13 protein-coding genes are annotated in these 12,311 nt (G+C 41.2%); all 13 read left to right on the forward strand.

Annotated features, from left to right (window positions below; genetic code table 11):
- Nucleotides 1-8 precede the first annotated feature (8 nt).
- The 13 genes from K9H14_04285 (at nucleotide 9) to K9H14_04345 (ending at nucleotide 12,299) form a co-directional block, all read left to right on the forward strand.
- Nucleotides 9-425, forward strand: a complete 417-nt coding sequence (locus K9H14_04285; protein ID MCG9479410.1) for a hydrogenase iron-sulfur subunit — start codon at nucleotides 9-11, stop codon at nucleotides 423-425.
- A 2-nt stretch (nucleotides 426-427) separates the two neighbouring features.
- Complete coding sequence (locus K9H14_04290; GenBank protein MCG9479411.1) at nucleotides 428-1,405, forward strand: 4Fe-4S dicluster domain-containing protein; 978 nt, start codon at nucleotides 428-430, stop codon at nucleotides 1,403-1,405.
- A gap of 10 nt (nucleotides 1,406-1,415) precedes the next feature.
- On the forward strand, nucleotides 1,416-2,525 hold the full coding sequence (locus tag K9H14_04295; protein MCG9479412.1) for a 4Fe-4S dicluster domain-containing protein: 1,110 nt from the start codon (nucleotides 1,416-1,418) through the stop codon (nucleotides 2,523-2,525).
- A gap of 21 nt (nucleotides 2,526-2,546) precedes the next feature.
- On the forward strand, nucleotides 2,547-3,419 hold the full coding sequence (locus tag K9H14_04300; GenBank protein MCG9479413.1) for an FAD/NAD(P)-binding protein: 873 nt from the start codon (nucleotides 2,547-2,549) through the stop codon (nucleotides 3,417-3,419).
- A 58-nt stretch (nucleotides 3,420-3,477) separates the two neighbouring features.
- On the forward strand, nucleotides 3,478-3,825 hold the full coding sequence (locus K9H14_04305) for a hydrogenase maturation nickel metallochaperone HypA (GenBank protein ID MCG9479414.1): 348 nt from the start codon (nucleotides 3,478-3,480) through the stop codon (nucleotides 3,823-3,825).
- 70 nt (nucleotides 3,826-3,895) lie between these two features.
- Nucleotides 3,896-4,678 carry an SDR family oxidoreductase gene (locus K9H14_04310; protein ID MCG9479415.1) on the forward strand — a complete coding sequence of 261 codons (783 nt, stop codon included), beginning with the start codon at nucleotides 3,896-3,898 and terminating at the stop codon, nucleotides 4,676-4,678.
- A 348-nt stretch (nucleotides 4,679-5,026) separates the two neighbouring features.
- Complete coding sequence (gene rny / locus K9H14_04315) at nucleotides 5,027-6,580, forward strand: ribonuclease Y (GenBank protein MCG9479416.1); 1,554 nt, start codon at nucleotides 5,027-5,029, stop codon at nucleotides 6,578-6,580.
- Nucleotides 6,570-7,667, forward strand: coding sequence for an ATP-binding protein (locus K9H14_04320; GenBank protein ID MCG9479417.1), 1,098 nt, complete (start codon nucleotides 6,570-6,572; stop codon nucleotides 7,665-7,667). The genes rny and K9H14_04320 overlap by 11 nt, the downstream gene beginning before the upstream one ends.
- A 15-nt stretch (nucleotides 7,668-7,682) precedes the next feature.
- Nucleotides 7,683-7,943 (forward strand): stage V sporulation protein S, encoded by a 261-nt coding sequence (locus tag K9H14_04325; GenBank protein ID MCG9479418.1) that lies wholly within the window; start codon nucleotides 7,683-7,685, stop codon nucleotides 7,941-7,943.
- The gene (gene miaB / locus K9H14_04330) at nucleotides 7,930-9,291 is read left to right on the forward strand and encodes a tRNA (N6-isopentenyl adenosine(37)-C2)-methylthiotransferase MiaB (GenBank protein MCG9479419.1); all 1,362 of its coding nucleotides are present in this window, start codon (nucleotides 7,930-7,932) and stop codon (nucleotides 9,289-9,291) included. Before K9H14_04325 ends, miaB begins: the two co-directional genes overlap by 14 nt.
- A complete protein-coding gene (gene miaA / locus K9H14_04335) occupies nucleotides 9,279-10,271 on the forward strand; it encodes a tRNA (adenosine(37)-N6)-dimethylallyltransferase MiaA (GenBank protein MCG9479420.1) in 993 nt (330 codons plus the stop codon). The genes miaB and miaA overlap by 13 nt, the downstream gene beginning before the upstream one ends.
- Nucleotides 10,264-11,139, forward strand: a complete 876-nt coding sequence (gene dapF / locus K9H14_04340; GenBank protein MCG9479421.1) for a diaminopimelate epimerase — start codon at nucleotides 10,264-10,266, stop codon at nucleotides 11,137-11,139. The genes miaA and dapF overlap by 8 nt, the downstream gene beginning before the upstream one ends.
- Complete coding sequence (locus tag K9H14_04345) at nucleotides 11,136-12,299, forward strand: LL-diaminopimelate aminotransferase (protein MCG9479422.1); 1,164 nt, start codon at nucleotides 11,136-11,138, stop codon at nucleotides 12,297-12,299. Before dapF ends, K9H14_04345 begins: the two co-directional genes overlap by 4 nt.
- Nucleotides 12,300-12,311: the final 12 nt, after the last annotated feature.

Genomic DNA, 12,311 nt, shown 5'->3' on the forward strand with positions numbered 1-12,311 from the left:
TATAAAAAATGAATGATGAACAGAAAAACAGCAGCAGTGACGGAGAGGTAAGGATTGTAGCCTTTCTCTGTAACTGGTGCTCTTATGCCGGGTCTGATGCAGCAGGTACAGCCAGGCTGAGGCAGCCGGAGAACCTAAGGATAATAAGGGTTCCCTGCAGCGGAAGGATAAACCCTCTTTTTATCCTGAAGGCGTTTTCCATGGGTGCTGACGGGGTTCTGGTTTCCGGGTGCCACCCCAATGATTGCCATTATACCGATGGCAATTTCTATGCCCGGAGAAGGCTGGAGGCATTAAAAGAGTATCTTCCCTTTATGGGGATTGATAACAGGCGGTTCTCCTACCAGTGGGTTTCTGCTTCCGAAGGACAGAAATGGCAGAAGGTAGTAACTAATTTTGTAAAAAGAATAAAAAGTATAAACTGATTATGAATATAGAAAACCTGAATCAGAAGTTGATTGAAAAAGCAGAGAATTTATTTGACCAGGTAGAGGTACTGGCAGGGTATTGCCAGTCCAGCCATCCCCTGAAGGTAAACCCCTGTTTTATTGATAAAAAGGAAGATTTAAATAAGCTTATATTTAACCAGCTTTGCATCAATAACCTGGCCAGCTATGCCTATAAATTATCCAAACAGGTAAAGGGAAATATAGGTATGGTAGTAAAACCCTGTGACAGTAAGGCGGTAGCGCAGCTTATCAGTGAGGGATTAATAGAAAGAGACAAGTTTAAGCTTATAGCGGTAGGATGTAATGGTGTAATGGATTACAAAAAAATCAGCAGGGCAGTAGGCGGGGCCAGAGTATCCGGGCTGGATATAGGCCAGGATAAAATAAAAGTAGAAACCGCCCGGGGATCTCGGGAGCTGGAGAAAAAAGATTATTATGCTGATAAATGTTACTGGTGCGAACTATGGGAAAAACCGCCTGTTTATGATGAATTTTTGGAAAATGAGCATAAGCTGGATATAGAAAAAAGAGACCGGTTTGCAGATATAAAGGAACTGGAGCAGATGGATCTGGACCAGATATTCTCATACTGGCAGAAAGAGTTTGACCGGTGCATAAGATGTTATGCCTGCAGAAATATCTGCCCCATGGAGGTTTGTCAGGACCAGTGTATTGTGCATCTGGATTTTCCCAACTGGCAGTCTCAGAAAGTAAATACCGATGAGAATAAGTTTTTCCAGATGATAAGGGTTATGCATCTGGCGGGAAGATGTGTAGAGTGCGGGGAGTGTGAAAGGGTCTGTCCCCAGAATATAAGCCTGCTTAAACTGATGAAAAAGATGAATCAAATAATAGGACAACTGTTTGATTTTGAGGCTGGTATGGATATGGAGGCAAAGCCTCCATTGCTTACCTATAATACATTAGAGAAAAATATTAAAGAGGAAGAATTATAATTCAATAGTTATGGAAAAAACATATATTTTAAAAAAGGAAAATCTGGGCTCATGGCTTTTAGCTATGGCCAAAGATGCTGATGTCTTTGTCCCTGCAGAAGACAGGGAAAACAGCATAATTAATTTTTTTAACCTGTCCCGCATTGAACCGGAGCTGGGCTGGGGCCGGGAACAGGATAAACCATATTCTTTGAACCTGGAAGAGAAGACCAGATTGAGCCCCAAGCAAATAATTTATCCCCAGAGCGAAGATTTACTTGATTTCAGCTACCAGAAGAATATGGAGCAGCTGGATGATGTAGAAATCTCCATAGCCCCATCCAAGACAGACGGCAAACAAATAATCTTCGGATTAAAACCCTGTGATGTTCAGGGTATAGCCAGGCTGGATGCTGTATTTGCAGAAGGGGTGGTAAAAGACAGCTACTATATGGATAGAAGGAATAACACCACACTGATAGCCAGGGGTTGTAACACTGTTTACGAGGATTGTTTCTGCACCATGGTAGAGGGTAGCCCCTATAATTTTGAGAATGCGGATATAGGCATGTATGAGCTGGATGATGACTATGTGGTTAATGTATTTACAGAGAAGGGCCGGCAGCTAGCAGACAAGTACGGTGATTTTCTTAAGCCGGCACCCAATGATGCTGATTACTACAGCAAGGCGCTTGATGACAGGGAAAGCCAGTCTTCTGAAAAAATTAATGCCCTGTGGGAGGGTACTGATTACAAGGATATCCCGGAAATCATGAATGCCAATTTCGGGGCAGAAGCCTGGAAAGAAGTATCCAAAAAATGTATAGGCTGCGGCGCATGCACTTTTGTTTGCCCCACCTGTTACTGTTTTGACATCAGGGATGAAAAAGATAATCAGCAGGGGCAGAGATACCGTTGCTGGGATTTCTGTACCAGCTATCTGTATACCCTGGAAGCCAGCGGGCATAATCCAAGGGCAGAATTAAGCCAAAGATACAGGAATAAAATAAACTGTAAATATAATTACAATTATCGCCGGCACGGCCATCTGTATTGCGTGGGTTGCGGCAGGTGCATAGATGTTTGTCCGGTTAACATGGATATAAGAGAGATAGTTGGCACCATAGTTAAAGAAAAGTAAAAGAAAAAATTTGGAAGGAATATGGAAAAGACAAATATAGTTAAGGGCAAAGACATAGTGGGAAAAGAAAATCCTTACCTGCCATCGGTAGCGGTGGTTAAAAAAGTAATTGAAGAAACGCCTAATATATTGTCTATTCAGTTGCAGTTACAGGACCCCGAAGAAAGAAAATCATTTAATTTTAAGCCTGGACAGGTGGGCCAGATATCCATATTTGGTTCAGGGGAGTCAACTTTTGTGATAAATTCCCCGGTAAGTAATAAGGAATACTTGCAGTTTACGATTATGAAGGCGGGGGTAAATACCACTGCTATAAGTAATTTAAGTCAGGGTGAACGGGTGGGTCTGAGGGCTCCTCTGGGAAACTGGTTTCCCTGCCAGCAGTGGGAGCAGAAAAATATTCTTATCGTGGGTGGAGGAATTGGGCTGGCTCCTCTAAGGCCCCTTATATTTTATATCCTGGAAAACAGGGATAAATATAAGGATCTGACAGTTCTGTATGCAGCCAAAACCCCTGAGGACCGGTGTTATAAATATGATCTGGAAAAATGGGAAAAGTCCAGCGACATTAATCTGGTACAGACTATTGACACCGCCTGCCACGGATGGGATCAGGAGGTAGGGCTTTGTCCCAATGTACTGGAAGAACTGAAGCCTTCGCCGGAGGATAGAATAGCCATAACCTGCGGACCTCCCATAATGATTAAGTATACCCTGGAAGTTCTAAAGAAGCTGAATTTTGGCAGCGATACGGTGTATACCACCCTGGAGAGAAGAATGAAATGCGGTGTGGGTAAATGTGGAAGATGTAATATCGGACACAAGTTTGTATGTGTCGACGGCCCGGTGTTTTCGCTGGAGGAACTGGAAGAGATCCCTGAGCCCTTCATTTGATGGTGTAAGGTTCAGCATCCTATTTACAAGTCTATAGCTTAAATTAAAGGTATAACCCATGCATGAATATTCAATAACCAGTTCAATCATTGAAATCGTTAAACGTAACATCAAAGAAAAAAACCTGGGCCCTATCCAAAAGATCAATTTTGAATTAAGCCCCCTTTCCCAGATAGAGCCGGAATCGGTTAATTTTTATTTCAGAGCCCTTACTGCAGAAGACCAGTATTTAAAAGATACCAAATTAAATTTTATAAAAAAGAAGTTAAAGTTAAACTGCAGGGAGTGTAAAAAAACTTCCGGGACAGAGGACTACATTGTAAAATGTCCCCTTTGCGGAAGCACAGATATAGAGGTCGAACAACCGGAAGAAATAAAGATAGTTTCAGTTGAAACCAGTGATTAGGAAAGTCTGGCGGTTTGTAACCAGAAGGTTTTTTAAGGAAAAAATAAGAAAATTTTAAAGGGAGGATTGTATGAAAGCTATAGATCTAAGCGGCAGGGTGTCATTTATTACCGGCGGATCGGGACAAATAGGCAGGACTATATGCAAACATATGGCCCTTTGCGGGGCCAGGGTAGCTTTTAGCTACTACAGCCAAAAAGAACAGGCAGAGAAACTAAAGCAGGAAATTGAAACAAGTTATGGCCAACAGGTATTGGCTCTCAAAGCAGATATTACCGATAAAGATTCTTTAGAACAGGCCAAAAAATTAATTAACCAGAATATGGGAAAAGTAGACATAATTGTCAATAATGCAGTAATACAGTATGAATGGAAAGAAGTCATAAAACAGGATATACAGAGTTATGAGGGCCAGTTCAGGTCATCGGTTCTCCATAATGTATTTATGGCTCAGGTTTTCGTGCCGGATATGATAGAACAGAAATACGGGAGAGTAATAGGCATAAATACCGAGTGTTCCATGCAGGCCTTCAGGACCCAGTCTGCCTATATCTCCGGAAAGAGGGGAATGGATGGAGTATTGAGGGTGCTGGCCAGGGAAGTAGGGACGCACAACATTACTGTAAACCAGGTAGCCCCCGGGTGGACACTTACCGATAGCTGCAGGGATGCTGACGGCAGCGAGGCCAATATAAACCAGGATTTTCCTTATATAGATGCAGTTCCTATGGGCAGGAGGGGATCGGATGAGGATATAGCCAATGCAGTCTGTTTTTTAGCATCGGATTTAGCCGGGTTTATTACTGGGGTTTATCTGCCGGTTACTGGAGGCAATGTAATGCCCTGCATATGAGGTAATTTTGCAGACCCTTTTTTAAAATAAATTGCTGTCGATAGTTGACTTAAAAGTTAGGTAAAGTTAAAATAGTTAACAGATTATAAATTTTTAATATAGTTAAAAATATTGTTTGATTTTCGATTATTGGCAGCAGGAATAACTAATTTAAGTTTTAGATAAATTTTATAAGTATAGGAAAGCATGAGGGTATCAGTAGCAAAATTGAAAGGGGAATTTTTTAAAAAATTAAATACCTAAACTCCTTGATATCCGGGGGTGCACTAATACTTATAAAATAGAAAATACAGCGGCAATAATATTTAAAGTCAGGCAATATGCTTGGCTTTTTTTATTAGAGAGAGGATGGTAGAAGTGGTAGAATTATTAAGGATTGGCGGCATAGGGCTGGTAATACTTATCATCGGTTTTGTAATAGGTTTCTTTTATCGAAAATTCATTATTGACTCCAAGCTGAATTCAGCAGAACAGAAAGCAACAAGCATTTTGGGCGATGCCGAAAAAGAAGCCCAAACCTTAAAAAAAGAGGCTTTACTGGAGGGTAAGGAAGAAATACAGAATCTCAAACTTCAGGCAGATCAGGAAATAAAAAGCCTGAGGATTGAGATGCAGAAGATGGAAAACCGCCTTTTATCCAGAGAAGATGCTAATGAAAAGAAAACCCATTATCTGGAGAAAAAAGAGTACAGCTTAAATTCCAGGGAAAAAGAAATTGACCAGAAAAATGAACAGCTTGATGAAATACTCAAGAAAGAAGTATTACGCCTGGAGGCCATTGCTGAGCTTACCAGGGATGAAGCAAAAGCTGTGCTTATGAAAAAGATGGAAGAAAAGGCCAAATATGAAGCAGCCAAGGAGATTAGAAAAATAGAAACCAGGCTCAAGGAAGATGCGGACAAGATGGCCAAGAAGATTATATCCCAGGCCATACAGAGATGTGCCATAGACCACGTATCGGAAACCACGGTAAGTGTGGTTAACCTGCCCAATGACGAGATGAAGGGTAGGATAATTGGAAGGGAAGGAAGAAACATAAGGGTTTTTGAAAACCTGACCGGCATCAATATTATTGTAGATGATACACCGGAAGCAGTAATCCTTTCCTCATTTGACCCGGTACGAAGGGAGATTGCCAGGGTAACTCTGGAAAACCTTATAGTGGACGGGCGTATACATCCTGCCAGGATAGAGGAAATGTATGAAAAGGCTTCTAAGTTAATAAATAATGAGATAAAGCTGGAAGGTGAGCAGGCGATATTTGATACCGGCATTTCCGAGCTCAATCCGGGCATTATAAAAGTGCTGGGCAGGCTTAAATACAGGACCAGTTATGGTCAGAATGTATTGATGCATTCCAAGGAAGTAGCTTATGTGTCAGGGATCATAGCTTCCGAGCTGGGCTATAATGTTAAGAAAGCAAAAAGAGCCGGGCTGCTGCATGATATAGGCAAGGCTCTAACCCATGACATTGAGGGTTCTCATGCCAAGATCGGGGCCGAGCTAGCCAGGAGGCTTCATGAAGATGAAGAGATATGCCACTCCTTAGAGGCCCATCATAACGAAATTGAAGCTACCTCAATGCTGGATGTAATAGTACAGGCTGCTGATTCCATATCCGGCGGAAGGCCTGGGGCAAGAAGGGAAACACTGGAAAGCTATATCAAGAGACTGGAGACACTGGAGAATATTGCTACTGAATTTAATGGCATAGAAAAGGCTTATGCCATACAGGCGGGAAGAGAAATAAGGGTAATAGTCAAACCCGATGATGTTGACGAGGACATGTCGCTGGTTCTGGCCAGAGATATTGCCAGAAAAATTGAAAGTGAAATGGATTATCCCGGACAGATAAAGGTTACAGTTATAAGGGAGAGCAGAGCTGTAGATTATGCAAAATAATTCCGATATCAAGAAGTTCCTGGCAGACCTTAATATGTCTGATGTGCTGAATGTTGAAGAAGATCTGGGGAATGGATTTGTAAAGCTTAAGATATCTGAGGCAGAAAGAAGACAGGCTCTCCAGGACATAAATTGCGTGGAAGACATAATTGTTGAGCTTTTAAGAAACAGCAGGGATGCTGATGCCAAAAATATTTTTATAGGCACCAAAAAGCTGGGCGACAGTAAAAGGATAATACATTTTATAGATGACGGTACCGGCATTCCTGAAAAATTCCAGAGGATTATTTTTGAATCAAGGGTTACCTCCAAGCTGGAAAATGCAAAAAAAGATGCCTATGGGTTTCATGGACGGGGTATGGCCCTGTTTTCCATAAAACTTAATGTTGAAGAAATAAGCATAACTTATTCAGACCACCTGAAAGGAACCTGTTTTTTTGTATCAGTGGATTTAAATGATCTCCCAGAAAAAAAAGATCAGTCCCTGATGCCGCAGATTATAGAGACTGAAGAGGGCTTAACCTTGATTGGGGGAGTGAATAATATAATTAAAGCCATAATGGAATTTAAGTTCCAGAACCCAGGTATAAATATCTATTACGGCACTCCAACCCAGATACTGGCAACCATGAGAAGCATAGAAGCTGATTATCCCAGTTTTGGAGAATGGGAACAGGTAGTCAAATATATAAATTCCAACCATATTAAGATATTTGAAATGCCTCTGCTTACTAACAACTATAATATACTGGAGCAGATCAGCCGCAATATAATGGGTATGGATATTTCACAGAGGAGCATACAGAGGACTATTTATGGTGAACTGCAGCCCCTGGAATGCATAAAAGTACAAGATCTGGAACCAGTAGAGAAAAAAGAAGAGAAAAAAAACCGCAATATCAAACTATATGATGAAATAGGACTGGTAAACAGGTTTAAACCAGAAGAAATAAAGGGTATAATTGAGACAGTCAGGCAGGAAGTTGACCGTATAGGAAAGAAATATTTCTTATCAGTACAAAATGTAGAATACAAGAAGAAAAACAATAAAATATTTATAGAAATAGAATTAAAGCAAAAAGATTGAATTTAAGGCAACAGAATGAAACTTCTGAAGGTTTCTTCAAACTCAAAACCTAACTCGGTTGCAGGAGCTATAGCCGGTATAATAAGGAGTGAGGGCAAAGTGCAAATCCAGACCATAGGGGCTGGAGCGCTTAACCAGAGCATAAAGGGAATTGCCATTGCCCGCGGCTATATTGCGCCTACCGGCCAGGATCTGATTTGCACCCCATTTTTTAAGGATATTGAGGTAAATGGTGAGACCAAGACTGCAATTGTTCTTACCGTTGAACCAAAATAAGCAGCTTACCCTGGATGTGGACAAGAATACCATGAAAGCATATATAAAAACATTCGGATGTCAGATGAATGAATATGACTCCGAGAGGATTGCATATTACCTCCAGGGTCAGGGATACAGCCTGACCGGGAAGCTGTCTGATGCTGATATTATAGTTTTTAATACCTGCGCGGTAAGACAGAAAGCTAAGAACAAACTGTACGGCCATCTGGGCAATCTTAAGATTTTAAAAAAAGAAAATCCTGATCTTATCATCTGCGTGGGCGGATGCACAGCCCAGAATCTAAAGCAAGAAATAACCGATGATTTTCCTTTTGTGGATATAGTGTTTGGCACTCTTAATATTTCAGAGCTGCCCCAGCTTATTGAAGAAAACAGAAGAGCTGACAGCAGTATCTGCAGGGTACCGGACAGCGGGTTTGACTACCATCTGGGCAATTCGGAAAATACTTATTCATTTAAGGCTTATGTGCCAATTATTACCGGATGCAATAACTTCTGCTCTTACTGCATAGTACCCCTGGTAAGGGGAAGAGAAAAGTCTCTGGCCCCTGATGGAATAATTGGCCAAATTAAGCACCTGGCTGCCAATGAAGTAATGGAAGTTACTCTTCTGGGGCAGAATGTGAACTCTTACGGCAATGATTTAAAACAGGATATTGATTTCTCTGATCTACTGCAGAGGGTTAGCGACACCGGCATAAACCGTATAAGGTTTATGACCTCTCACCCCAAGGATTTCAGCAGTAAGGCTATTGAGGTTATAGGCAGCAGGGAAAATATTGCCAATCATATTCATTTACCCCTGCAGTCTGGCTCCAACCTGGTCTTAGACCGGATGAACCGCAAATATAATGCAGAAAAATATATGGATATTGTAAGCCGGATTAGAAAGAATATAGAAGATTGCTCCCTCACCACCGATATAATAGTGGGTTTTCCTGGAGAAGAAAGAAAAGATTTTGAAAAAACTCTGGATATGATAAAAAAAATAAGGTTTAAAAGAGCATTTACTTTTATATATTCTCCCCGCCAGGGAACCGGGGCAGCAGAATATGATGACCCGGTAAGCAGTGATGAAAAAAAGAAGTGGTTTTTACAGCTTTTAGAAGCCCAAAACAGGATAAGTTATGAGGAAAACCTGAAAATGCAGGGCAAAAGGTTTGTGACCCTGGTGGAAGGTCCCAGCCCTAAAGGCAAGGGTATGCTCCAGGGCCGGCTGGAAGACAATACCATTGCCTTATTTGAGGGTAAGCCCGAGCTTACAGGTAAACTGGTATTGCTGGATATAGCAGAAGCCAAAAATTTTTACCTCATAGGAAAACTGAAAAAGTTATGCAAGGTTTAAGTCATGATATGGAAGCTATCTCTGAACATATAAAAAAACCCTTGATTTCAAAAAAATATGTACTGGTTATATGCGGGCCTACCGGTGTGGGCAAAAGCAGGGTAGCCGCCATCCTGGCCCGGCAGTGGAAGACAGATATAATTTCAGCCGATTCCATGCAGGTATACAGGGGAATGGATATAGGTACAGATAAACAGCATAGCCCGGATTTTAAATTATATATGACCGATCTTTTTACCCCTGACCACCACGTAACTGCGGTCCAATTTAAAAAAACATGCAGGAAAATAATTGAGGACGAATTCTTTGCTAAGGGCAAAATAGCTGTTCTGGCTGGCGGTTCAGGTCTCTACATTAGAGCGGTAATGGATAAGTTAAAGTTTGCACCCCCCAGAGACAGCCAGCTGAGAGAACAGCTGAGACAGAAGATAAAACATCATGGCCTGGAAAAATATTACCAGCTGCTGGAAGAGATAGATAGACCCTACAGTCAAAAGATCAGCAGCAATGATGCCAGAAGGATTATCAGGGGACTGGAAGTATATTATTTAAGCGGTAAGCCCTTTTCTTCTTTTCAGGATAACTGGAATGAACGGCAGTCTATCTATAACAGTGTATTTATTGGGCTTAACCAGGACAGGCAGCTGCTGTATAAAAATATAGATAACAGGGTAGACCAGATGTTTGAAAGGGGTCTGGTTTCAGAAGTAAAAGCGCTGCTGGATCAGGGATATGATAGCAGTTACCCTTTAAAACAGGCTGTAGGTTACAAAGAAGTAGTAAGCTATGTAAAGGGGCAGATAGACCTTAATAAATGCAGGGAACTGGTTAAGAGAAATACCAGAAGGCTGGCCAAAAAACAGTTAACCTGGTTCAGAAAAGACCCCCGCATTAATTGGATAAGAGTAGATAATTATGATAATATTTGTTCTCTACAGGATGAAATTATAAGGGTGATTGAAAAGAGGTTAAATGACTGATTGGACCTTTTCAAAATTAAACGGCCAGGGAAATGATTTTGTACTGATGGATGGCATAGGGCAGGAAATAAACCTGGATAGAGATCATATCATTAATATGTGTGACCGGCATTTCGGTATAGGTGCTGACGGCATTATAGTAGTACGGAGTTCAAAAGTAGCCGATTTTAAAATGGATTACTACAATGCAGACGGTTCGGTGGCGGAAATGTGCGGTAACGGCATAAGGTGTATGACCCGATTTATCTGGGAGAAGGGTCTCAGCCGTAAATCAGAATTAGATATTGAAACTCTGGCCGGAATAAAGGGTATAACCATAGATGTTAACGGAAAAAAGGCAGAAAATATTAGGGTAAATATGGGTGCCCCTTCATTTTCAGCCCGGAGCATACCTGCCGATGTAAAAGGGGCGGGGGAGGTATTTGGTTACAACATTAAAACCGGAAGCCAATCCTTTAATATAAATCTGGTTTCCATGGGCAATCCCCATTGTGTTATACTGCTGGACCACCATGAAGATTTAGAGAGATTTGAAGTTAAAAAGTGGGGACCGATGCTGGAGAATCATCCTTTATTTCCCCAAAAGACAAATGTAGAGTTTATTAAAATTAAGGATAAACATTCAATAAGCATGAGAGTATGGGAGAGGGGAGTAGGGCAGACCCTGGCCTGTGGTACCGGTGCCTGTGCTTCAGCGGTAGCAGCAATAAAACTGGGTAAACTGGTCCCCGGAAGGATTCAGGTTGATCTGGCGGGAGGGACCGTGTATGTTACCTGGACCGGAAACGGAGACGTTTATCTGGAGGGAACTACCGAGTATGTATTTGATGGAAATTATTTGAAATTTAAGGAAGGAAATAATTTATGAATATAGTAGAATCGGATCGGCTTAAATCTTTGCCGCCTTATCTTTTTGCAGAAATTGACCAGATAATTAAACAGAAAAGAAAGGAAGGTCAGGATGTCATAAGCCTGGGCATAGGCGACCCGGATATGCCTACATCGGATAAAGTTATCAAAGGGCTTTGTGATGGTGCTAGGGATCCCCAAAACCACCGCTATCCATCCAGTTACGGGATGCCTGAATTTAACCAGGCGGTTATAAAATTCTATAAGGACAGATTTAAGGTTGCACCGGAAATTGATCAGGTACTTCCTTTATGGGGTTCCAAAGAGGGGATTGCCAATATAGCCTATACCTTTATCAATCCGGGTGATTATTCCATTATTCCCGATCCCGGTTACCTGGTGTATAAAATTGGCACTATGTTTGCAGGAGGCAAGTCATACATGGCTCCCCTAAAAGAAGAAAATAATTTTTTAATGGATCTGGACAGTATAGATAAAAAAATTGCAGAAAAAGCTAAAATATTGTATCTAAATTATCCTAACAACCCTACCTCTGCTGCTGCCAGTATTTCCTTTTTCCAGAAAGTAGTGGAGTTTGCCAAACGCTACAATATAATTGTATGTCATGACAATGCATATTCAGATATCTTTTCAAATCCCGGAGATAAGCCGGTAAGCTTTTTGAATGCTGAAGGTGCTGATGAGGTAGGGGTAGAGTTTAACTCCATGTCTAAAAGCTTCAATATGACCGGATGGAGAATTGCTTATGCAGTTGGTAACAGCAAGGTTATAAGCAGCCTGGGAAAATATAAGACCAATGTAGACTCGGGTATTTTTAATGCAATCCAGGTGGCAGCTATCCGGGCTCTTGAAAATTACCAGGAGTTGATTGGTAAAAACAATGATGTTTATAACCTGAGAAGAAAAAAGGTAAAATCTCTGCTGGATAAAATTGGTATCCAGTACTATGACTCTGATTACACCATATATGTATGGTCAAAAGTTCCTGCTGGATTTACATCAAAAACCTTTGCTAAAATGTTATTGGATAAGGCAAACGTGGTGGTAACTCCGGGCAGTGCTTTTGGTGATAGCGGTGAAGGGTATTTCAGGATTTCGCTAACCATAGAAGATAGTAGTCTGGAGGAAGCGCTTGACAGGATTAAAGATGCTCTGTAAAGGTGATATTTA

This window comes from Actinomycetes bacterium (assembly GCA_022396035.1).
GTDB lineage: Bacteria > Actinomycetota > Humimicrobiia > Humimicrobiales > Humimicrobiaceae > Halolacustris.